The following is a 23,147-nucleotide window of genomic DNA, read 5'->3' as shown; positions in this document are numbered from 1 at the left end:
CGCCCTGGATCAGCACGCCGCAGCAAACGCGCTACAGGGACTGTTCGGACAACCGCTCCTGCCGCGCTACGGACAGGTAACCGAAGTAGCGGTCGCGGATCTCCCGCACGTAATTCACCGGCTCCCGTCCCCGTACGTAACCAAAGCGAGCTTTTTTGTAATACTCCGGCTTGGATAACAGCAGCATCGCCTCTTCAACATTATCGAACCAGCGATTCGGGTCTTTGCCCAGCTGCTCGGCGAGTACGCGGGCGTCCCGCACGTGACCATGTCCGGCGTTGTAGGCTGCCAGGGTAAAGTAGATCTTCTGGTCGAACGGCAGGCTGCGGGGAAAACGCTCCTCCAGCCATCCCATATAGGCGACCCCCGCACGAATACTGTTTTCCGGCTCATACAGCCCGCTGATGCCCATTTGCCGCGCGGTGCGCGGCATCACCTGCATCAGGCCGCGGGCGCCGGCGAATGACCGCGCTCTCGGGTTGAAGCGGCTCTCCTGATACATCTGCGACACCACCATGCGCCAGTCCTTGTCGGCAGGCTGCGCGTATTTGCGCACCAGCGAATCGTAGGGCGACAGCATGCTGGTATCCCGCAGGCGCTCGCGCTGCTTTTTTTCAAGGCGTTTATTTTCGCGGAAGTATTTGTTGTAGGTGACGTTGAAAAACAGTCCGCGGTCGTACTTGTTGAGGAAGCCGTTCAGCTGCTCCAGCAAGCGCGGCTGGTCCCCGCGCACCGCCCAGGCAATATCCCGCTCGCCGGAAATATCCCCCACCACCCCGAAATCGTCACGGTAGGTCTGCTCAATGGCCACCAGGTGGGAATCCACCACGGTGTAGTCGTAACGGCCTTCCGCCACGGCATCAATCAACTGCTCGGTGGTGGCACCTGCTACGGGCAAAAGATCCACCGGCTCCTGCGCGGAGGCCAGCAACCCGGTCAGGTTGGTGTAATAGCTACTGAACGGATTGACCGCAACGGTCTTGCCGTTGAGCCGCTGGGCGACCGGTACTGCAGCGACTGCATCCACGCCGTCGCTATGGCTATCGTTATCCGGCAGGTTGTCCACCGCGGTTACCAGCTGTTCGGTCACCTGCATATAGGGCCGGGTAAATACCAGCCCCTGCGCTTTACGCGCGTCTGTCACCGTCAGCGACGCCGCAATCAAATCGCCCTGCCCCGCGGCCAGCGCTTCGGCCAGATCCACATCCGGGCCAGGCACCACCATACTGAGCCGCAGGCCATGGTCGCGGGCGAAGCGCTGCAACAATTCATAATCAAACCCCATCAACTCGCCACGCCACATGAAATAGGACGCGGGATGATTGCGGGTCAGCACACGCAGGGTGCGGGTTTGCTGAATGTCGTCCCAGTCACGCAGGGCACTGGCCCGTCGCTGGGCGGCGATCAGGTGCTGTTCGGTAAAATATTCATTCAGTGCCCGCTCGAGCTTCTGGCTATCCCGGCGCACCGCCCAGGCGATGGCGCGGCGGCTGTCTCGCAGGTCCTCGGCCTGCAGGCCGGGGTAGTCTGCGAGCAGTACTTCCGCGAGGTTGCTGTCGATAACGGTGGCATCAAACGTACCTTTCATCACGCCTTCGAGCAGTTCATCCTGAGTCACCGGCCCCTCGAGAAAGCGCGGGGTGAGCACCCGGGATTCCGTGCTCTGCTGCTGCAACGTTTCGGCAAAGGCACTGCCTTTTCTCAGCGCCACCTGAAACTCGCCCTGATCGGTATCGGCAGCGCGGCGGGTAATCAGTTGCTCCTGCACATATTCCAATGGTCGCGTGAAGGCGACCTGCTGGGCCCGCTCCGGTGTACGGGAAAAGTTCACCGCAATGAGATCGCCGCGCCCATCCGTCAACGCGGGGATCAGCTGCGCAAAGTTATCCACATATACCCACTGGGGCTCGAGCCCGCGTTGGTGCGCAAATTTTTCCGCGAGTGCCCGCCACTCGCCCGTGGGCAAGCCATCCCGCGGCAGCGATTCTTCTTCCAGCCCCAGCGGCGCCAGCAAGCGTAGTGTCCCGCGTGCCTTGATGGCTTCCAGGTCTCCGCGCTCCACGTAGTTTTCAAACGCTGGCAGTACTTCTTCCTCCTCGGCCTCGGCTTCCACAGAATCCGTGGCCACAGGCTCCAGCTCTCCTGCAGCCGGTACCTGCGCTGCCCGCTCGCCGCCACAGGCAGTGAGCAGCACCACAAGCAGCATGCCAACCACACCGGTCAGCCCCCGGCCGCCGGGCAGACTTCTTTCGATCACTGGCAAAGTATCCATACCGTGTACCCCTCTGTTGCGCCGTGTCTGTACAAATAATGTCTCACAAACTGTGACACATATCGAACTTGTGCATTTTTCAACCAACAAAATCGCGTCATTTGTGCCACTGGCGCCACCCAGCCTGCAAAGCTGGCCCTACAGAATCCCCGGCCGACGCTGCATGTTATGCCCATGCCACTGTGCGCGTGTCCGCTCGCATATTGGCAGCCAAGCGGATAACAATAATCAAGGTGCGAAAATGAAATCGAGATACCCATTGCCTCGAACGGGATTCGTGGCTGCCGTTTTTCTGCTGGGCGCGGTCGGCTCCATGCAGGCAAAGACCGAAACCATCTACGCCGACAATTTCAGTAATGGCGACATCAGTGACTGGAGCACAACCGGAAATGTCGATGTGCACGATGGTTCCCTGATGCGTTTGCGCGGCACTTCCAGTGCAAGCCGCGCGTTATCAACTGCCGGTTATTCGGCAGTTTCGGTATCCCTCACCCTGGCTGCCAGTTCACTGGAAAATGGAGAGTTCTGCTACGGGGAAATATCCACCGACGGCGGCAGCAGCTGGACCACAGCGGTGACCGTCGCTAACGGAGACGATAACGGCACACCATTCAGTGCCAACAGCGCGCCTGCCGGCATCGATAACAATACCGCCGTGCAGTTGCGCTTCCGCGGCACCGGCTCGACCACAGGCGATTACTGCTACGGTCACCAGGCGCTGGTCAGCGGCACGGGTGGTGCGCCAACAGCACCCGACATCAATGTACCGGGCAGCGTAACCTTCGCGAGCATTGCTCCGGGCAACAGCACTTCACAATCAATTACTGTGTCCAATGAGGGCTCGGCGGCATTGGTGATCAGCAATACCAGTGCGCCGGCGGCGCCGTTCAACCTGGCCAGTAATAACTGCACAACGATTGCCGCGGGCGCCAGCTGCACCATCGCTGTGAGTTTCTCGCCCACCGTCGAGGGAAATTTCAGTAGTAGCATCACACTTTCATCCAACGACCCGGACGAGCCCAGTGTTTCCGTCAGCCTTTTCGGCAGCGCCAGTGAGGGTGGTGGCAGCGTCGAGGATTTTGATCCACTCACCGGTAGCGGCAATGTTTCCCGAACCGCACTCACCATGAATACCCTGCTTAATGGCAGCGATCCAGGCAGCCTTGTGGATTTCTCTCACTACGCCCTTCCGGCGGAAGCGGCCATGCCCGGCAACCAGTTTGAAGGCAGCCTGGAGTTGTTTGGCGAAGCCAGCGGCGGCGCCTTTGATGAGCACAAGGATACCTTCCGCTATACCGGCACCCAGGACGCCACCCGTAAACACCTGCCGGAATTCAATTTCGAGTTTGTGCAGACTGGCAGCCATATCGTGCCCCGTGAACGCGGGTCTATTCCCAGCGCCCATCCGGAATGGGAATACGTGCTGACACCGGGGCGCGTGTGGAACGAGAACGGCGATGCCGGTTACAGCCGCGTGGCACTGCCGTTTGCGCTACAGCAGAAAAATGCCAACTGCATGCACAATGGCGTGATGAGTTTCCTGTTCAAGGATGATGGCTCTACCTCCGATGTGACCTACCAGATTGCCAGCGAAACCTGCCTCTACTACCAGTTTGATATGTGGGGACAGCTCTCGGCCAGCTATACCCCTGGTACGGTTGCGAACAGCACGGCGCTGGTGAGTGCGTATCAAGCGGAAGTTGCTGCACGCATGCCCACCAAACCGCTGAGTGCGCTCGCGCAGGATTACCCCGGCACCAACCCAGCGGCCTTCGCCACTCCGGACGGCAAGGACCCCGCGGCCATCTCACTGGTCGGTTTCGTCATTGATGGTACCCATTATGTGGGCGGCTGTAGTACGCGCCAGGGGGCCTACCCCTATTGTGAGGCGCTGGTGGTACCGTCCTACTCCAGCGCAAAATCCGTATTCGCAGGCGGTGCGCTGATGCGCCTGGAGCAGAAATACCCGGGTACGTTCAATCAATCTATCGGCAGCTACATCAGTGAATGCAACACCAATGGCAATTGGAATGACGTAACCTTTGGCAACGCGCTCGACATGGGCACCGGCAACTACAAACTCGCCAGTTACATGAGTGATGAAGGGGCAAGCCATACCAATGACCTGTTCCTGCCGGAAGACCACGCCAGCAAGATCAGCTACAGCTGCACGGAATATCCTCGCAAGGCGGCCCCCGGTACCCAGTGGGTGTACCACACATCTGATACCTACATTCTGGGCACCGCGATGAATGCGTATGTGAAGGGCATCGAGGGCAGTAGCAGCGATATTTTTCAGGATATTCTGATTGATGAGGTACTGGCACCTCTGGGCGTCAGCCCCACCGCCGAATTCACCCGTCGCACCTACGACAGCGTTCAGCAGGCGTTTACCGGCTGGGGCCTGATGTGGCTGCGGGACGACGTGGCGAAAATCGGTAGCTTTTTTGCGGATAGTGCCAGCCAAACCACACTCAACCAGGCACAACTGGATGCCGCGCTTCAGCGCGATGCCAGTGACCGGGGCCTGGAGCCGCTGACCGATTACAAGTACAACAACGGCTTCTGGGCCCATGAAATCAGCAGCAACATCAGTGGTTGCAGCAACCCGCTGTGGCTACCGTTTATGTCCGGTTACGGCGGCATCTCGGTGCTGATCCTGCCCAACAACTCGCTGTATTACTACTTCGGAGATGATGACCAATACAAGTGGATGGAAGCGGCACAGGAGGCGCACAGTATTCGCAGCCTGTGCCAATAAAGTGCATCAATAAAAATCGGTAACGAAAAAAGGGGCGATCCATTCGCCCCTTTTTTTATTTACCCTGCCGGGTTCAGTCTGCTCGAATCGGTTTGTGCAATTTAACCGCTTCAGCTTTTTTGCTGCGCATGCGGATGTTCAGCATTTCCACCACCATCGAGAAGGCCATGGCAAAGTAGATGTACCCTTTGGGCACGTGCACGTCGAAGCCCTCAATAATCAGGGTGACACCGACCAGAATCAAAAACGACAGCGCCAGCATTTTGATGGTGGGGTGCCGATCGACAAAGTCGCCGATGGGCTTGGCCGCAACCAGCATCACCGCCACGGCCAGAATAATGGCGATCGCCATAATCGAGATATGGTCGACGAGCCCCACGGCGGTAATCACCGAATCCAGCGAGAACACAATATCCAGGATGGCAATTTGCGTAAGCACCATGCCGTAGGTTGCGGTGGCAGTGGTAGTGGTTTCGCCATCGACGCCCTCCAGGCTGTTGTGAATCTCATGGGTTGCCTTGAACAGCAGGAACAGGCCACCACTTATGAGGATGAAGTCCCGTCCGGAAATTTCTTCACCCAGTACGGTAAACCACGGCTCGGTCAGTCCCATAATCCAGGCAATGGAGAACAGCAGAGCAAGGCGGGTGATCATTGCCAGCGCCAGACCGATAAAGCGCGCGGATTCACGCTGTTTTTCCGGGAGGCGACCGACGAGGATGGAAATAAAAATGATGTTGTCGATCCCCAGAACGATTTCCAGGGCAGCCAGGGTGGCCAGGGCGATCCACGCCTCGGGGCTGGCAATCCATTCGAACATACCAAGTTTCCTGTATTTATTGTAATAGTTGCCCGCACAGCCCCCGCCGGAGGCCGTATCGGTGAAAGTAAATTAGAGGGGAGTTTACGAGGTTTCTTCCAGCCACGCCAAGGCGGGCGCCTTGTCCTCAAAGAAGCGGGCTTCGCCACCGATAAACCAGGTGCCTATCTTGGCCGCCACCTCCTGCCACGACTGGCTACCGACGATGGCAACTTTGTTGAACTTGCGGCCGTGTTTCACACCCAGCTTCAGGTCATCCCAGGCCGCACGAATCTCCCAGCCTTCCAGCTCGCGCATATCCATCAGCACATCGATCTTGGGGTGCTCCATGCCGGCAATGGCGGACTCCAGCATGGGAACCAGGGTTTCGTAGTCTTCATGCTGCAGCTTTCCCCGCGCGTGCAGGGACATGACGACCCGCTCGTTGCCGGTGCGTTCGATACTGACAGAAAAGCCGTGGTGATAATCGCTCATGCCCACTCCGCTATCCGTGATATTCAACGCATTGGTATAGGCTCAGAAACGCCCGCGGGCAAGTCTGATCCGGAATCAGCGCCGCAGGATATCCACAATTTCGTGGGTGGCGTGCACCAGGCGCACCAGCTCGCCTTCAATACGCACGGTGACCAGGCCGCGATCGTCTACCGGGTGCACGACCACCGCGTGGCGGTAGATATCATCTTCAAGAATATAGCCGGGTTGGAGCTTTTTCTTCCAGCCGGGCGGGAGTTCACCGCCGCGCTGCACCTTTTTTTGCAATCCGGGCGGCAGCTCGCCGTGTTTGTCGGGCTTGGCAAAGGCAACTGTGGCCGGCGCGATCAACGCGGTCGCCAGCAGGGTAGAGATCAGGCGTTTCATCATGTAATTCCTTCGGGTACGTCCGGTAAAGTCGTGGCGCCATGGTAAACCGGCCGCAGGGCTGCGCCTCCGGCTCAGATCACATTTTGATTATCCGACCCCCAGCCTGACTGCCGGCTGAATACAAAAAAGGGCCGCGATTGCGGCCCAAAGGAGTCAATAGTGGCAAACCCATACTGGAATCGCTGAAAAACGTAGCGAGCGGGTGCCTGGTGGTGGCCGCCGGAGCGGAGGCAGCGGAGTGTATAAGTCATACATGAGCAAGCCGAGCACCGCCGGACGCCGCCAGGCGCACGCGCAGTAGTTTTTCAGTGATTCCTCAGCTGATGTCGATCCAGGTGGACTTTAGCTCACAATACTTGTCCAGTGCGTGCAGGGACTTGTCGCGGCCGTTGCCGGACTGCTTGAAACCGCCGAAGGGCACGGTAATGTCGCCGCCAAAGTAGTTGTTGATCCACACAGAACCGGCACGGATGTCGCGCGCCATGCGGTGTGCGCGACTGATATCTTTGGTCCACACACCGGAAGCGAGGCCGTAGATCGAGTCGTTGGCGATTTTCAGTGCCTCTTCCTCGGCCTCGAACTCGATAATCGAGAGAACCGGGCCGAAGATTTCCTCGCGCGCGATGGTCATATCGCCGTTCACACCCCTGAAGATGGTCGGCTCGTAGTAGTGACCGCCCTCAACCGCATCTGCCGGCTTGCCGCCGCACACCAGCTGTGCGCCCTGCTCCAGACCCTTCGCCACATAGAATTCGACGGTATCGAACTGGCTCTGGTCGATCAGCGCACCCATCACACTGTTGGGATCCTGCGGGTGACCGGGCTTGAAACGCTCGGAGGCTTTTTTCACCTTCTCGATGAAGGTATCGGCAATGCCTTTTTCCACCAGCAGGCGGGTGCCAGCGGTGCAGGTTTCGCCCTGGTTGTAGAACACTGCCAGTGCCGCGGCTTCCGCGGCCTTGTCCAGGTCGGCGTCGGCAAACACGATGTTCGGGCTCTTGCCGCCCAGCTCAAGGAAGGTGCGCTTGAGGTTGGACTGGCCGGAGTATTCGGTCAGGGTCTTGCCCACTTCGGTGGAGCCGGTGAACGTCAGGCCGTCGATATCCATGTGCAGGCCCAGGGCTTTACCCAGGGTGCTACCGGGGCCAGGCAGCACGTTGAGCACGCCGTCGGGCAGACCCGCCTGCTTGGCAAGCCCGGCCAGCTTGATGGCGGTGAGCGGGGTATTGGACGCGGGCTTCAGAATCACGCTGTTGCCGGTGGCCAGCGCCGGGCCCAACTTCCACGCAGTGGTGGACAGCGGGAAGTTCCACGGCACGATGGCGGCCACCACACCCAGCGGCATACGGGTGATCAGGCCGATCTCGGTAGGGCCGGTGGGGGCGATTTCATCGTAAATCTTGTCGATCGCCTCGGCGTTCCAGCGAATGGTGGTGACTGCGCTCGGCACGTCCACATTCATGGTATCGCTGATGGGCTTACCCGCATCGAGGCTTTCCAGCAGGGCAATTTCCTCGCGATGCTCTTCAATCAGCTCGGCAAAGCGCACCAGGATCTTCTTACGCTCCATTGGCGGCATGTGCGACCAGACGCCGGATTCGAAGGTGTCGCGCGCGACCTTGACCGCGAGCTCGGCATCTTCCGGACCACAGCTGGCAATCTGCGCCAGTTCGCGACCATCGGCGGGGCTGGTGGAAGCGCGGGTCTTGCCGGAGAGGGCGTCTACGTACTCGCCATTGATAAAGGCCCGCCCCTCGATGGTGAGGGCATCGGCCATGGCGAGCCACTCCTGAAGCGTCTGCGGGGTCGGCTTATTCTTTGCCTTGTCGGTCATGGCACACCTCGTGTGAAGTCTGAGTTTAATAACTGAAGGATTATTCAGTTTATACCTAAAATGTGATCACAAATCAAAGGCCGGCGACCGGCGATGGCTCAGACCGCCTCGAATGTGCCGGTTTCGAGGTTCTTGCGCGCGCCGGGAATCGGGAAAACCCGGTTGTGGAACGCGATGTAGAAGCCGGGCTGCACCAGGCGCGCGGTGAGCAGCGCTTCGGTGACGTTCTGGCGGGCGTCGGAGTCGATGAAGCCCATGGGGCGCATGGCGCCGGTGAATACCACCGGCACCTTGGGGGTTCCCAGCTTGGCGTAGCAGTATTCGGCGGTGACGGACATGGTGTCGGTGCCGTGCAGGATAACGATGGGGTCGCCCTGTTCGGCGGTGTGCTCGATGGCCTCACAGATCTGATCGCGGTCGCTGTCGTCCATTTCCAGCGAGTCCTTGTTAAGCACACTCTCCAGCTCAAGGTTGGTGTAAGGCAGGCGCAGGCTGCTGATAAGGCCGTCGCGAATGATCGAGGCGCGATTCTTCAGCGTGCCCTCGGATTCGCAGTAGCTTTTCTCGATGGTGCCGCCGGTGGTGAGAATGCGAACGGTGGCTTTCTGGTTGAGATCTGTCATCGCTTTTCCCGCTGAATGAGTACAAAAATGCGCATATTAGTGGTCGTTTTGGAATGGGACAATCTTAGCCTGTCATTTATGTCACAACACGCCTTAACCGCCTCGCACACCCACAGGGAGTGCACCGGGAACCGCCATCACACCACCGAGGTTTCCACCCGCAGCCAGTCCTCTTCCAGCCCCATGGCAAGCCGGTCGCCCACAGACAGCTCGCCCACCCCGGCGGGGGTGCCGGTGAGCACCACATCCCCGGGCAGCAACGTAAAGTGGCTGCTGATATAGGCCACCAGATCGAGGATGGGCGTGAGCATGTGGCTGGATTTGCCGCGCTGGCGGACTTCACCGTTTAGCCACAGGGTATAGGTGAGATTGTCCCAGTCCGGCAGCCAGTCGAGTTTTACAAAGGGGGACAGGGGGCAGGCGCCATCGAAGCCCTTGGCCTTCTCCCATGGATGGCCCTGCTTTTTAAGTGCGGATTGCAAGTCGCGCAGGGTCAGGTCCAGGGCCAGCCCCAGCCCGGCGATGGCACCCGGCACATCCGCGGCATTGGCTTCCGTCAGCGGTGCGCCAATCAACAGCGCCAGCTCGCCCTCAAAGTGACAGCTGCCCCGCCCCCGTGGCAGGTGTACCGGCTCCGCCATGGAGACCGCCGCCGTGGCCGGCTTGATAAACAGCAGCGGCTCCTCGGGTACCGGGTTGTTCAGCTCTTCGGCGTGGGCCGCGTAATTGCGCCCGACGCACACTATCTTGTTTAACGTGAGATCGACGGGACTATTGCAGGTAAAAGTGTGCTTATACATAACCAAATTCGATAACTAGGATAAAAATTGCGTATAAAGCTTTGTAAAGCCCTTGTGGTATGATGCCGCCCTCGCCGGGCTCCCGGCGGTCTCCAAACCTATTTCGATAACCTTTCGCGAACACTCTGATCATCGCGCTCGGCCAAGAGACCCGTTATGGCTCCACAGATTTCTCTTCAGAAAGACAAAATCCGTATTCTGCTACTGGAAGGCGTACACCAGTCTGCGGTGGATCTGCTGTCTTCCCGCGGCTACACCAATGTGGAATATATCAAGACCGCACTGCCGGAAGATGAACTGATCGAGAAGATTGCCGATGCGCATTTTGTCGGGATTCGCTCCCGCACCCAGCTGACCCGCAAGGTGCTGGAGAACGCCAGCAAGCTGATCGCCGTCGGCTGCTTCTGCATCGGCACCAATCAGGTGGACCTGGAAGCCGCCACCGACCTCGGCATCGCGGTATTCAACGCGCCCTACTCCAACACCCGAAGCGTAGCTGAACTGGTGATCGCCGAGGCGATCATGCTGCTGCGCGGCATCCCCGAAAAGAACATGGTCTGCCACCGTGGCGGATGGCAGAAATCGGCGGTCGGCTCGTACGAGGCCCGCGGTAAAACCCTGGGCATCATCGGCTACGGTGCCATCGGTTCGCAAACTTCCGTGCTGGCGGAAGGCATCGGCATGCGGGTGATCTTCTTTGATGTGGTCACCAAGCTGCCGCTGGGCAACGCCAGCCAGGTCAACAGCCTGGACGAACTGCTGGCCCAGTCTGATGTGGTTTCCCTGCACGTGCCAGAGCTGCCCTCCACCAAGTGGATGATCGGCGCCGAACAAATCGCCAAAATGAAGAAGGGTGCCATTCTGCTGAACGCCTCCCGCGGCACCGTGGTGGAAATCGAACCGCTGGCAGAAGCACTGAAAAGCGGCCACCTCGCCGGTACCGCCATCGACGTTTTCCCGGTGGAGCCCCGTGGCAACGACGACGAGTTCCTGTCGCCCCTGCGCGGGATCGACAACGCCCTGCTGACGCCGCACGTGGGCGGTTCAACTGTAGAGGCGCAGGAAAACATCGGCGTGGAAGTGTCCGACAAGCTGGCGCTCTACTCCGACAACGGCACCACCACCAGCTCGGTGAATTTCCCGGAAGTCGCCCTGCCGAGCCACGCTGGCGCGCACCGTCTGTTGCACATCCACAAGAACGTGCCCGGGGTACTCGGCGCGATCAACCAGGTGTTCTCCGACAACGGCATCAACATCTCCGCCCAGTTCCTGCAGACCAACGAAACCGTGGGCTACGTGGTGATCGACGTGGATGCCGAGTACTCCGACCTGGCGCTGGAAAAACTGAAGAACATCCCCGGCACCCTGCGCTGCCGCGTACTGTTCTGATTCCTGCCGAAACCGCTGTCTGACAGGCTCCCGGCGGGTCTGTTAGACTCCCGCAAACCCGGCGATGGTGTACCTGTGACACCACCGCCGGGTTTCTTGTTTTCCGTCTTCCCGAACCACCGTTTCAGGCTGCGCGGGCCGCCTGTGAGCCAGGGCTATTCTTCGTGCACAACAATCAGCAGAACTCCGATTCCGCCGCTGCAGGCTTGCTGGCCGGCCTGGGTGCGTACCTTATCTGGGGCATAGCGCCGCTCTATTTCAAATTGCTGGGCGATCTCTCGGCGCCGGAGATACTCGCGCACCGCAGCATCTGGTCGCTGTTGCTGGCTCTGGTGGCGCTGGCGGCACTGGGCAAACTGAAGGGGCTGCGCGCGGTTCTGACCTCGCGCACCACCCTGCTGGCGCTGCTGGTGTCCACCGCACTGATCAGCACCAACTGGCTGATCTTCATCTGGGCGGTGGTGAATGACCACCTGCTGGATGCGAGCCTCGGTTACTACATCAACCCGCTGATCAGCGTATTGCTTGGGGTACTGGTACTCGGCGAGCGCTTGCGACCGCTGCAGTGGATCGCCGTGGCCCTGGCCACACTGGGTATTGGTTACGAACTGTGGCAGTTCGGCAGCCTGCCGCTGGTGGCCCTCGGCGTTGCACTGACGTTTGGTTTTTACGGACTGGTGCGCAAGAAAACACCGGTGGACAGCCTCACCGGGTTAACCGTGGAAACCCTGTTTTTGCTGCCGCTGGCGGTGGGCTTTCTGTTCTGGACCACCAGCCCCACCAGCAACCTGCTGAACAATTCCTGGGAGCTGAATGGCCTGCTACTCCTGGCCGGCCCCATTACCCTGACACCGCTGCTGCTGTTTAACATCGCCGCACGCCGCCTCAACCTCTCCACCCTTGGCTTCCTGCAGTACCTTGGGCCAACGATTATGTTTTTCCTCGCGGTACTGCTGTACAACGAGCCGTTTGATCAGGCCAAGCTGGCGACCTTTATCTTTGTGTGGACGGCTCTGGGCTTTTACTCGGTGGACGCCCTGATGCAGCGGCGCAAGCGTCGCGCACTGAGAGACTAAAAAGAAACGAGACGATTTGACCCGCCCTCAGGGCTGGTCCAGCCAGGCATCGAGGGCGGCGAGAATCTGCTGTCGGTAGGGCTGGGTTTCGTTGATCATCTGATGGCGGGCGCCGCGGATGATGACCCGCTTGCTATTGGGGAACCGATCGCGAATGACGCGCATGTTGTAGCGCCAGTCGACAGTCTGGTCATCGGTCCCCTGCACCACCAGAATTGGCCGGCGGTTGCGGTGGGTTTTGGGAAACACCTTCAGCCAATCCACCATGGCCCCGAGCCAGCGGATCGACATTACCGGCGACTGCAACGGGTCGCGATGGGCCTGGCGTCGTGCAAACTCGGCGTCATGGGTGTTGATATTGAACCCGCGACTCGGGCGCGGCATCAGATAGCGGCCAAGATAAAACATCCACTTGCGCAGATGCCAGTTGGCGGGCCGTACCAGTGGTGCCAGCAGCATGATTTTGTCGAAGGGCTGCCACAGGCTGAACTGTAAATAACTCAGCAGCGTCGCACCGCCGGTGCTCTGCCCCAGCCCATGCCAGGGCTCGGGCACCTTGCCCTGCGCCCGGCGCAGCAACGCCTCCAGCACTTCCCGATACTGCAGAAAGGTATCGATGGCCACCGGCTCGCCACTGGAAAGCCCGTGCCCGGGAAAGTCCACCGCAACCACATTGAAACCGCGCTGCAGCCCATACCGGATGGCAGCGCCGTAAATACCAGTGTGATCGAAATAACCGTGGCAGATAAACAGGGTGCCCCGGGGCTCGGCCACCAGCCAGTACTGGGCAACCAGTTCGAATCCGGCGGCCTTGAAGGTGCCGATGCCGGTGCCCGCGGCTTCGTCAAAATTCAGGTGGTAATAAGTACGGTAGGAGGCCACCGACCCGGGAAGGGGCTGATCACAGGCAAAGTCCAGCGCGGGCAATTCCTTGCGCAGCGCCGAGTAATCCGGCCGGCGAATGACCGGCGTGGGCTCGATAGCATTAAAGTCTTTCAGCAGATCCATGACCCAATGGTACTGCATTTTAAAACGAAAAAGGGCGAACCGAAGTTCACCCTTTTGCTACATCCCCGAAAACCGGGGGAGCTCTAAAATCGCAGCGCGGACGCCGCCCGGCGCACGCGCAGTAAATTTTAGACATACCCGTCAATTAATCTTGGGCACCAGCTCACCCTTCTCATAGCGCTGGTACATGGCCTCCAGGCTAATGGGCTTGATCTTGCTCGCGTTGCCGGCGGTACCAAAGGACTCATAGCGGGCCAGGCAGATATCTTTCATTGCCTGGGTAGTGGCCTTGAGGAACTTGCGCGGGTCGAACTCCGCCGGGTTCTGGGCCAGGAAGCGACGCACCGCACCGGTGGACGCGAGACGCAGGTCGGTATCGATGTTGACCTTGCGCACGCCGTGCTTGATGCCCTCGCAGATCTGCTCGACGGGCACGCCGTAGGTTTCCGGAATCTCGCCACCGAACTCGTTGATGACCTTCAGCCACTCCTGGGGTACCGAGGAGGACCCGTGCATCACCAGATGGGTATCCGGGATGCGCGCGTGGATTTCCTTGATGCGATCGATGGCAAGAATGTCCCCGGTAGGCGGACGGGTGAACTTGTAGGCGCCGTGGCTGGTACCGCAGGCAATAGCGAGGGCGTCCACCTGGGTCTGCTTAACGAAATCCGCGGCTTCTTCCGGGTCGGTCAGCAGCTGGTCGTGGGACAGCTTGCCCTCGGCACCAACACCGTCTTCCTCACCAGCCATACCGGTTTCCAGCGAGCCCAGGCAACCCAACTCGCCCTCGACAGACGCGCCACAGGCGTGGGCCATCTCGACAGCGCGCCGAGTTACGTCCACGTTGTACTCGTAAGAGGATGGGGTTTTGCCATCTTCCATCAGCGAGCCGTCCATCATCACCGAGCTGAAGCCCAGCTGCAGGGAGCGCTGGCAAACGGCAGGACTGGTGCCGTGGTCCTGGTGCATCACCACCGGGATGTGCGGAAATTCTTCCACCGCAGCCAGGATCAGGTGGCGCAGGAAAGGTGCACCGGCATATTTACGGGCACCGGCAGAGGCCTGGACGATCACCGGGGAGTCGGTTTCATCGGCCGCCTCCATGATCGCGCGCATCTGCTCCAGGTTGTTGACGTTGAACGCCGGCACGCCGTAGCCGTGTTCGGCCGCGTGATCCAGCAGCTGACGCAAGCTGATTAAAGCCATGAAAAAACCCTTTCTCGTCGATATAAAATTGGTATTTGGTACTGCATGTGCGTGCGATTCCTGAGCGGGGCCCGGTCGCATCTCTTTTTTTAATCGGGTACTGCTTTCTGGGTACCTCGGTATCTACATCCGTATCTACATCCGTATCTACAACATCAAAAACAACATCAAAACCGCAGGCCGCTAGCGAGGTGGCGCCCGCAGGCGCCACCTGCCACACACTTAGTCGTTGGCGCGGCTTTCCAGCATGGCGACCGCCGGCAGTACTTTGCCTTCCACGTACTCGAGGAAAGCACCACCCCCAGTAGAAATATAGGAAACCTGCTCGGCAATGCCGTACTTGTCCACGGCCGCCAGGGTGTCACCACCGCCAGCGATGGAGAAAGCGTCACTATCGGCAATTGCCCTGGACAGGCGCTCGGTGCCGCCACCGAACTGATCAAATTCAAACACACCCACCGGGCCATTCCAGATAATGGTCTTGGCGCTCTTCAGGATTTCCGCCAGCGCCGCAGACGAATCCGGGCCGATATCGAAAATCATGTCGTCTTCGGCAACCGCGTCAGCGGCTTTGGTTTCCGCCGCTGCGGACTCACTGAACGCCTTGCCGGTGACCACATCGCTGGGCAGGGGGATATCGCATTTCTGCATCAGGCCCTTGGCGGTATCGAGCAGGTCGTGCTCACACAGGGATTTACCCACCGGCTTGCCCGCTGCCGCGAGGAAGGTGTTGGCAATACCGCCACCCACAATTAGCTGGTCTACCTTGTCTGACAGGCTCTCAAGCACCGTCAGTTTGGTCGACACCTTGGAGCCGCCAACGATGGCTACCATGGGGCGCGCGGGCTCGGCCAGGGCTTTCTCCAGGGCATCCAGCTCCGCGGCCAGCAGCGGGCCAGCGCAGGCAACCGGCGCGAATTTGGCCACGCCGTGGGTAGACGCCTGGGCGCGGTGCGCAGTGCCGAAGGCGTCCATCACGAAGATGTCGCACAGGCTGGCGTACTGCTTGGCCAGCGCCTCATCGTCTTTTTTCTCGCCCTTGTTGAAGCGAACGTTTTCCAGCAGGGCCACGTCACCGTCTGCAAGTTCCACGCCGTTCTGCCAGTCTTTGATGACCGGCACATCCTTGCCCAGCAGCTTGCCCAGGTGGGCGGCAACCGGAGCCAGGGAGAATTCTTCGGCGTATTCGCCTTCGGTGGGGCGCCCCAGGTGGGACATCAGCAGGACTTTGGCTCCGGCATCGGAGGCGGCCTTGATGGTGGGAAGTGCCGCGCGAATACGCGCATCGGAGGTAACTGCACCGTCTTTTACCGGCACGTTCAGGTCTTCACGGATCAGTACACGCTTACCCGCCAGATCCTGGTCCTTCATCAATTTAACCGCCATAGCCAATCCTCATTTGCTGGTTGCTGAATACTCATTCACCCGATCTGCTACCGGGAGAAAGCGGGCGCGGATTATACGCTCTGCCCCCGCGGCGGTCACCGCTGCTGCGGTCAATGCGGCACCACTGGCCAGGCGGCGCAGTATATCAACCGGTTTTGTAAATGGATTACCGCACAGCAGGAATACGCGGGTGACACCGTTGTCATTTTTACAAGAAGGCAAAAAACACGGTAATTGCACTTGCCGCCAGGCATAGCGGCCGGAAGAACGTAGATTTATGCCATGGCCCGCCGTCAATTAGCGGGCAACCTCGTGAGCAAATGCTATTTATGTAACAGGCTTTTGCGAGCCTAGAAGCCGGCCAGATTTCAACCAGCAGACACCGGGAAGTCGTCAACCATGTTCACCGTAGAAGAATTCAGCGACCGATGCCCCTATTGTGGCGAGACCATCCTGCTGATGATCGACACCTCAGCCGGCAGCCGCCACTACATCGAAGACTGCGCCGTGTGCTGCCGACCTATTCAGGTACTGGTGAGCGTGGACCTGGAGGGAGACTGGCAGGTGCAGCTAAAGCACGAGAACGATGTGTAATCGCCCTGCATGCTGAGTCGCCACCAGACGAACGACCCCGCAACCCCCTCCAACAACTTGTCACCCATTTCCACCTAAAAAATCCTTTTTGCCAAGCACCGCCCAATACGCTGTACGGACCATTCACGAACCATTGGAGGTGCGCATAAAGCTGCTACATTTTAGCCACCGGCTGTACGCCAGTGCCAATTCCAACGGGCGCTAATTGGCGAGCAGCCAGTTTTCCAATCCAACAATAAGAAGTACCAGACCAAACTGGAGCTCCACAAAGAATGAAGAAAATAATTCCAACCCTGTTTGCCAGCGCGCTCGCGCTGTCCCTGGCCGGGAATGCCAGTGCCGCCGACGATCGCTATATCATCAAGTTCAAGGAAGGTAAGGGCCAGGCCGTCAAATCCATGATGGAGAAGAATGGCGGCCGCTCCGCCCTGGCACTGCAAAAGCGCAATGCCATGGCCGCGAACCTGCCGACCAAGGCCCTCAGTGCGCTGCGCAACAATCCGAATGTGGAATATGTTGAGCAGGATGTGAAACGCTTCCCGCTGGCGGAAACCGTTCCCTTTGGTATCCCCATGGTACAGGCTGACCAACTCAGCGATGCCATGGCCGGCAACCAGACCGTGTGCATCATCGACTCGGGCTATGCGCTCAATCACGAAGACCTTCCCAGCGGCAATGTGACCGGCAATTACGACACCGGCACCGGCGACTGGTTTACCGATGAAAATGGTCATGGCACCCATGTCGCCGGCACCATTGCCGCCATTGGCGGAAACGGCAAAGGCGTTGTGGGCGTAAACCCCAATGGCAACCTCAACCTGCATATCGTCAAAGTCTTTGGCGCTGACGGCTGGGCTTATTCTTCCTCATTGGTGGCCGCGGCGGACGAGTGTGCGGCAAACGGCGCCACAGTAATCAACATGAGCCTGGGCGGCACCTTCAAGTCCCGCACCGAAGAGCGGGCCTTCGCCGACCTGTATAACCAGAACGTACTGTCCATTGCTGCTGCCGGTAACGACGGCAACACCCGCCACTCCTATCCGGCATCTTACGACTCGGTCGTATCGGTAGCGGCGATTGATAGCAACAAGATGATCGCGGATTTCTCCCAGCAGACCGACCAGGTTGAATTGTCCGGACCCGGTGTCGACGTGCTGTCTTCCGTACCCGTGGGTATGGGCCTTTCTACCACCTTCAGTGTCAGCGGCAGCGCCATCGAAGCGGCCGGCATGGATGAGAGCCCCATGGGCAACGTCACCGGCAACCTGGTTGATTGCGGCCTGGGCGAGTCTGCCTGTGCGGGCGCCGCCGGCCAGATCTGTCTGATCTCCCGCGGCAACATCAGCTTTGCCGACAAAGTACTGGCGTGTGAGGCCGGTGGCGGCATCGGCGCGGTCATCTACAACAATGAGCCGGGCATGCTTTACGGCACCATGGGTGGCGTTGCCACCAGCATCCCGTCTGCGGGCATTTCCGATACCGATGGCGCAGCACTCCTGGGCCAACTGGGCAGCAGCGCCAATCTGGCCATCGAGCCCAGTGACTACGCCTACTTCAACGGCACCTCCATGGCGACCCCGCATGTTGCCGGCGTTAGCGCACTGGTCTGGAGTCACTTCCCCAGCTGTTCTGCCAGCCAGATCCGCTCGGCGCTCACCAGCACCGCGGAAGATCTCGGTGCGGCCGGCCGTGACAACGCCTACGGCCACGGACTGGTACAGGCCAAAGCGGCAGTGGATTACCTGACTGCGAACGGCTGTGGTGGCAGTGGTGGCGACGGCGGTGATGGCGGCAGTGGCGGTGGCGGCAAGCCCTGCAAAGGCAAAAACTGCACACAGTAATCGACATAATCACACCAGAGGGGCCTTCGGGCCCCTTTTTTATTGCTGGCTTCTCCGGCCTGGTTACTCGCCTCCGCCCCGTCGAAAATGATCTAGATCAATTTTGCCATGATGACCACCGCTAGAATCCGCGGCTGCCTGCGCCTGCGTGCGCAGAGATAACAATAGCCAGGGGGTAACGGCAATGGGAAATGCCGACAGTGATATCGTTTTTCAAAGCTATGGCCGCTGCTGTAACAACGATCGTTTTTTCATCGATTTTTACGACCGCTTTATGAGCAGCTCTGAAGTCATCCGCTCGCTGTTCAAGGATACCGATATGCCTGCGCAGCGCCATCTGCTGCGCAATGGCATTCTGCAACTGGTGCTGCATGCTCGCGGTATGCCGGATACCAAACTGCGCGCCCTCGGGTGCAGCCACTCCCGCAAAGGACATAACATCCGTCCGGAATGGTATGGCCTGTGGCTGGACGCATTGCTTGCCACCCTGCGCCAGTATGACCCCCAATTTGATGAAGCCACCGAACTCGCCTGGCGCCGCGCCATCGGCCCCGGTATTGAGCTGATCCGTGGAGCCTACTGATCGGCAGAGCATGCAAAATGGGCACGTAATCAGCACGCAATAAAAAAGGTCTGCCGGTTCCCCGGCAGACCTTTCTACTCTCACCTAATCTTCGAGAGTACTGCTGCAGATGTTACTGCTGCAGATCACGGATGCAGGCATTGTACTCATTGATGTACACCTGACTACCGCGGTTAGGCACCTCATTGGATTTATCCGCAGCGGCATTACGACAACCTTCGATCTGGTCACCGGTCAGACCGGTACCCGGCAGAGTCTGGCTGCGCTGATACATGTGCGACTGAGAAATACGGTCCTTGTGAGCCTGCACAGTGGGCTGAGGAACCTGATAGAACATGCCGGTTTCCTCATTGAACTGATAAAAGTTATCGCCGCTGTGCCAGTAGGTTTTACCCAAAATCTGCACTTCCGAAGCACCAGCCGGCAGCTGAGACATCGGTTGCTGTGCCATCGCGACACCAGAGAGCGAACAAAACAGAACTACAGGTAGTAAATAACGCATGGAGAACACCTCCTCTTTCAACGTGTCCGGAAGTCTACTCAGCGAAAATACCGTTCCCAACAAAAAACCGGCTAAAATCCGGGTTATCTGAAACTGCAGCGGCAACTTTGGTCAGCGGTTTTGCTTCGATCAACTTATCACTGCTGTTCTACCCTCAAAGTCTTTCGGTGTGCACTAGTTTCCTCCAGCGCGGCGCTTCCGGAGCACGGTTTTTCCTGGTGTAAAAATGCTTTTTTGCACACTTTTTTGTCTGCAGGCCCACCTCCAGCCAAGTTTGTACCGGGAAGACCCCCGACTGCACTGCGAAACCCAAGGTACACGGGCCGCAAACAGCGGGCAGAAATGCCGCGGCGGTTATGCTCTAATTGCGCAAAATTGACCGACATGGACCGAATCACGTGCAATCTGAATTCCTCACCGCGACCCTGTTCAATCTTGGGCTGAACCTGCTGTATACCTTGCTGGCGTTACTGATTGGCATGGTGGCGCTGCTGATCATCGACAAAAAACTGCTCAAGCACGTAGACATCGAAGGCGAACTGAAGAACGGCAATATCGCCGTGGCTATTTTTGCCTCAACGATCCTGATCTTCGTCGCATTGATTATTTCCTTCGGGCTAAAAGGCTAGGCGCTGACAGTGAGGTGGTTACTCGCCAGCGCCCTGCTGGCCATACTGCTGCTACTGCCGGAGGTTGTGCGACAGTGGCAACATTTGCCTGCGCAACACACCTTGCAGGAGCGCAAACTGGCATCCGTGCGCGGCGAGCCAGAGACACCCAGCATGCGCGACAACCAGCGGGGTACGGTGGTCGTACCCGGCACCAGTGCCCCACTCACGGAAGCTATGGTGCAGCAGGCGGTGGGAAAACGCTCCGAGCAGGAAAGCAGTTACATCTCCATCTGGAACTGGCAGGGCCTGGAATCGGTTACCGCCTCTGCGCGCGGGCTCGACAAGCTACATCATTTTGCCAACAGCTATCTGGTGGGCTTCCAGCCGTTTGAAACCAAAGCACTGTGGGTACCCCTGTACACTCTGGCAACCCGCAAGGAATACCAATACGATCACCTGCAGTACGCCGGGCTCGCGGATATCTGGCAGACCTCGCGCCAGGCCTATTACCAGAAACGCGGCGACTGTGAAGACCATGCCATCCTACTCGCCGACTGGCTGATCAACCTCGGCATTGATGCGCGCGTCGCCCTGGGCACGCACAAGGGACAGGGCCATGCCTGGGTGATCGCCATTGTCGACGACACCGAATACCTGCTGGAAGCCACCAGCAAGCGCCGCCAATCCACATGGCAGGCCATGCCTCTGGCGGCACTCGCGGAGGGCTACGAGGTCGAGTTCCAGTTCAACCGGGACTACTTCTGGGCCAAGACCACCTCCGCCCCCACCCGCCGCTACCGCGGCAAGCACTGGATTAAAAAGTCTCAGTTTATTCGCGGGTGATGTCCGGCATCCGCGCGCGATCTCGCAGTGCTGGCCAGGACGCACCCGCCTGCTAGGCTTAAATGAGTGGCGCCAGGATGGTGCTGTGAGCAGTCCGGCGCGTATTCCCGCGTCCAGCAGTACAAGGATGTAATCGTGGCCTTTTTTTCCGTTCGGCGCGCATCGGCGAGCCTGTATTTTGCCCTCGCCGCGCTCTTCTCGGTAACTTCCACCGCACAAGCATCTCCCGACATTTCCAGCGCGAGCTCTGCGCCCCATGCGCAGCAGCTTATTCTGCAATTCGCGCTGCCGCGCGCGGATCATCACGCCCCCGATATCGCGGCCAGCCTGTCCCAGCTTACCGGAGTGGAACTGCACTATCGGCGCAGCCTCGCCAATGGACAATTCGACGTACTGCGACTGCAACAGCGGCTCGCCCCTGCCAGCTTGCAGAGACTGGTCAGTGCCCTGAGCAACCAGCCCGGCGTGCTGTCGGTCGAGGTCGACCAGCTGATGCAGCATACCGCGATACCGGGAGATAGCCGCTACAACGAGCAGTGGCATTATTTTGAGGCCACCGGAGGCATTAACCTTGAGGCGGCCTGGGATACCCACGACGGCAGTGGTGTGGTGGTAGCGGTGATCGATACCGGCATTACCGACCATTCGGATTTGAATGACAACATCATCCTGGGCTACGACTTCATCGATGACACCGCAGTGGCCAATGATGGCGACGGCCGCGACAGCGATCCCAGTGATCCCGGTGACTGGCTGCGCGCCTGGGAGTGTGGCTTCTTCAATCCGTCACAGCCACGCAACAGTAGCTGGCACGGAACCCATGTGGCCGGCACCATTGCCGCCTTGACCAACAACAACCGCGGTGTTGCCGGTGTCGCCCACGGGGCCAGGGTACTGGTCGCCCGGGTGCTCGGAAAATGCGGCGGCTACACGTCCGACATTATCGATGCCATCGTATGGACGAGCGGCGGTAACGTGCCCGGTGTGCCCACCAATAACACCCCGGCGCAGGTAATCAATCTCAGCCTTGGCGGCACGGGCAGCTGCAGCACGGCTATGCAAAATGCGATCAACACCGCGCGCAGCAATGGTGCCACCGTGGTGACGGCGGCCGGCAACAGCAACGCCGATGCCAATGAATTCTCTCCCGCAAACTGCAATGGCGTCGTGACGGTGGCGGCTACGGATCGCGAGGGCAATCGGGCGTCGTATTCCAACTACGGAACGGCCATCGATCTCAGCGCGCCGGGTGGCGAAACCAGCACCAGCGGTAACGGCGTTCTCTCTACCCTCAACAGTGGCACTCAGGGGCCGGCGGGAGAAAGCTATCGGTTCTATCAAGGCACCAGTATGGCGGCGCCGCATGTAGCCGGCGTGGCCGCACTGCTGTATCAGGCAAATCCCGACCTTTCTCCCGACCAGGTGCGCAACGCGCTGCGCGATACCGCGCGGGACTTACCCGGCAACTGCAGCGGCGGTTGCGGCGCGGGCATCCTGGATGCCCGTGCGGCCCTCAATACGGTCAGTAATGGCAATCAGCCGCCGGTTGTGGGATTCACGTGTGTGGACGAGGCACTGACCATTGACTGCCAGGATCAAAGCAGCGATGCCGACGGTAATATCACCGCCTGGGACTGGGATTTTGGTGATGGCAACCGCAGCAGCGTCCAGCACCCCAGTCACACCTACGGTGCGGCCGGCACCTATTCCGTATCCCTGACCGTCACCGACAACGAGGGCACCAGCGCCACCCGCAGCCAGACCGTCACGGTAACCGACCCGGATACCACCACCCCGAATCAGGCCCCGGTTGCCGACTTTACCTTCTCGGTCGCCCGCGCGACGGCCAGCTTTACCGATGCCAGTAGCGACGCTGACGGCAGCATCGAAAGCTGGCATTGGGATTTCGGCGATGGCAGCAGCTCCAATGCGCAGAACCCGAGCCATGAATATGCGGAAGATGGCACCTACAGCGTAACCCTGACCGTCACCGACGACGCCGGCGAAAGCCACTCCATCACCAAGAGCGTCACCGCAACCTGCGGTTTTCGCTGGGGTGGGCGCTGTTACTTCTGATCGCCTTCTGCAAAAAAAAGAGCCGCGTCAATACGCGGCTCTTTGGGTTTGCACGGTTCGC

Annotated in this window: 20 protein-coding genes; 9 read left to right on the top strand and 11 right to left on the bottom strand. The window is 59.3% G+C overall.

Annotated features, from left to right (window positions below; genetic code table 11):
- Positions 1-31: 31 nt before the first annotated feature.
- Positions 32-2,272 carry an MltF family protein gene (locus JF535_RS04155; protein WP_206999405.1) on the bottom strand — a complete coding sequence of 747 codons (2,241 nt, stop codon included), beginning with the start codon at positions 2,270-2,272 and terminating at the stop codon, positions 32-34.
- Positions 2,273-2,549: 277 nt separating this feature from the next.
- On the opposite strand from JF535_RS04155, the gene JF535_RS04150 reads away from it, so the two are divergent.
- Positions 2,550-5,033 carry a choice-of-anchor D domain-containing protein gene (locus tag JF535_RS04150; protein WP_340674114.1) on the top strand — a complete coding sequence of 828 codons (2,484 nt, stop codon included), beginning with the start codon at positions 2,550-2,552 and terminating at the stop codon, positions 5,031-5,033.
- Positions 5,034-5,106: 73 nt separating this feature from the next.
- On the opposite strand, the gene JF535_RS04145 is transcribed toward JF535_RS04150, so the two are convergent.
- The 6 genes from JF535_RS04145 to JF535_RS04120 all read right to left on the bottom strand — a co-directional run bounded on the left by JF535_RS04145 (position 5,107) and on the right by JF535_RS04120 (position 9,971).
- Complete coding sequence (locus tag JF535_RS04145; RefSeq protein WP_206999401.1) at positions 5,107-5,853, bottom strand: TerC family protein; 747 nt, start codon at positions 5,851-5,853, stop codon at positions 5,107-5,109.
- Positions 5,854-5,937: 84 nt separating this feature from the next.
- Positions 5,938-6,327, bottom strand: a complete 390-nt coding sequence (locus JF535_RS04140) for a SpoIIAA family protein (RefSeq protein ID WP_206999399.1) — start codon at positions 6,325-6,327, stop codon at positions 5,938-5,940.
- A 75-nt stretch (positions 6,328-6,402) separates the two neighbouring features.
- Positions 6,403-6,714, bottom strand: coding sequence for a hypothetical protein (locus JF535_RS04135; RefSeq protein ID WP_206999398.1), 312 nt, complete (start codon positions 6,712-6,714; stop codon positions 6,403-6,405).
- Positions 6,715-7,030: 316 nt separating this feature from the next.
- Positions 7,031-8,548 carry an aldehyde dehydrogenase gene (locus tag JF535_RS04130; protein ID WP_242523581.1) on the bottom strand — a complete coding sequence of 506 codons (1,518 nt, stop codon included), beginning with the start codon at positions 8,546-8,548 and terminating at the stop codon, positions 7,031-7,033.
- 98 nt (positions 8,549-8,646) lie between these two features.
- Complete coding sequence (locus JF535_RS04125) at positions 8,647-9,171, bottom strand: asparaginase (RefSeq protein ID WP_066960941.1); 525 nt, start codon at positions 9,169-9,171, stop codon at positions 8,647-8,649.
- A 137-nt stretch (positions 9,172-9,308) separates the two neighbouring features.
- On the bottom strand, positions 9,309-9,971 hold the full coding sequence (locus JF535_RS04120) for a fumarylacetoacetate hydrolase family protein (protein WP_206999395.1): 663 nt from the start codon (positions 9,969-9,971) through the stop codon (positions 9,309-9,311).
- Between the two features lie 156 nt (positions 9,972-10,127).
- Between JF535_RS04120 and serA the strand changes: the two genes are divergently transcribed.
- Positions 10,128-11,360, top strand: coding sequence for a phosphoglycerate dehydrogenase (gene serA / locus JF535_RS04115; protein ID WP_206999393.1), 1,233 nt, complete (start codon positions 10,128-10,130; stop codon positions 11,358-11,360).
- A gap of 164 nt (positions 11,361-11,524) precedes the next feature.
- Entirely contained in the window at positions 11,525-12,436 is a 912-nt protein-coding gene (gene rarD, locus JF535_RS04110; RefSeq protein WP_206999391.1) for an EamA family transporter RarD, read from the top strand.
- Positions 12,437-12,463: 27 nt separating this feature from the next.
- On the opposite strand, the gene JF535_RS04105 is transcribed toward rarD, so the two are convergent.
- The 3 genes from JF535_RS04105 to JF535_RS04095 form a co-directional block, all read right to left on the bottom strand.
- Positions 12,464-13,462 (bottom strand): alpha/beta hydrolase, encoded by a 999-nt coding sequence (locus JF535_RS04105; RefSeq protein ID WP_227718111.1) that lies wholly within the window; start codon positions 13,460-13,462, stop codon positions 12,464-12,466.
- Positions 13,463-13,585: 123 nt separating this feature from the next.
- Positions 13,586-14,650, bottom strand: a complete 1,065-nt coding sequence (gene fba, locus JF535_RS04100) for a class II fructose-bisphosphate aldolase (protein ID WP_206999389.1) — start codon at positions 14,648-14,650, stop codon at positions 13,586-13,588.
- 222 nt (positions 14,651-14,872) lie between these two features.
- The gene (locus tag JF535_RS04095) at positions 14,873-16,036 is read right to left on the bottom strand and encodes a phosphoglycerate kinase (protein ID WP_206999380.1); all 1,164 of its coding nucleotides are present in this window, start codon (positions 16,034-16,036) and stop codon (positions 14,873-14,875) included.
- Positions 16,037-16,435: 399 nt separating this feature from the next.
- Between JF535_RS04095 and JF535_RS04090 the strand changes: the two genes are divergently transcribed.
- The 3 genes from JF535_RS04090 (at position 16,436) to JF535_RS04080 (ending at position 19,054) form a co-directional block, all read left to right on the top strand.
- Positions 16,436-16,630, top strand: coding sequence for a CPXCG motif-containing cysteine-rich protein (locus JF535_RS04090; protein ID WP_066960926.1), 195 nt, complete (start codon positions 16,436-16,438; stop codon positions 16,628-16,630).
- Between the two features lie 272 nt (positions 16,631-16,902).
- Positions 16,903-18,471 (top strand): S8 family serine peptidase, encoded by a 1,569-nt coding sequence (locus tag JF535_RS04085; RefSeq protein ID WP_206999378.1) that lies wholly within the window; start codon positions 16,903-16,905, stop codon positions 18,469-18,471.
- Between the two features lie 184 nt (positions 18,472-18,655).
- Positions 18,656-19,054: a globin gene (locus JF535_RS04080; protein WP_206999375.1), complete on the top strand. Its 399-nt coding sequence runs from the start codon at positions 18,656-18,658 to the stop codon at positions 19,052-19,054.
- A 112-nt stretch (positions 19,055-19,166) separates the two neighbouring features.
- Here the strand turns inward: JF535_RS04080 and JF535_RS04075 are convergent, their stop codons facing one another.
- On the bottom strand, positions 19,167-19,505 hold the full coding sequence (locus tag JF535_RS04075; protein WP_206999373.1) for a hypothetical protein: 339 nt from the start codon (positions 19,503-19,505) through the stop codon (positions 19,167-19,169).
- A gap of 449 nt (positions 19,506-19,954) precedes the next feature.
- On the opposite strand from JF535_RS04075, the gene JF535_RS04070 reads away from it, so the two are divergent.
- The 3 genes from JF535_RS04070 to JF535_RS04060 all read left to right on the top strand — a co-directional run bounded on the left by JF535_RS04070 (position 19,955) and on the right by JF535_RS04060 (position 23,086).
- Entirely contained in the window at positions 19,955-20,185 is a 231-nt protein-coding gene (locus JF535_RS04070) for a DUF350 domain-containing protein (protein WP_043320183.1), read from the top strand.
- 9 nt (positions 20,186-20,194) lie between these two features.
- Positions 20,195-21,010: a transglutaminase domain-containing protein gene (locus JF535_RS04065; RefSeq protein ID WP_206999371.1), complete on the top strand. Its 816-nt coding sequence runs from the start codon at positions 20,195-20,197 to the stop codon at positions 21,008-21,010.
- Positions 21,011-21,145: 135 nt separating this feature from the next.
- The gene (locus tag JF535_RS04060) at positions 21,146-23,086 is read left to right on the top strand and encodes a S8 family serine peptidase (protein WP_340674113.1); all 1,941 of its coding nucleotides are present in this window, start codon (positions 21,146-21,148) and stop codon (positions 23,084-23,086) included.
- Positions 23,087-23,147: the final 61 nt, after the last annotated feature.

The sequence above is a fragment of the Microbulbifer salipaludis genome, from assembly GCF_017303155.1.
GTDB lineage: Bacteria > Pseudomonadota > Gammaproteobacteria > Pseudomonadales > Cellvibrionaceae > Microbulbifer > Microbulbifer salipaludis.
Note: the sequence above shows the minus strand (reverse complement) of the source record. Positions and strands in the feature narration are given on the sequence as shown.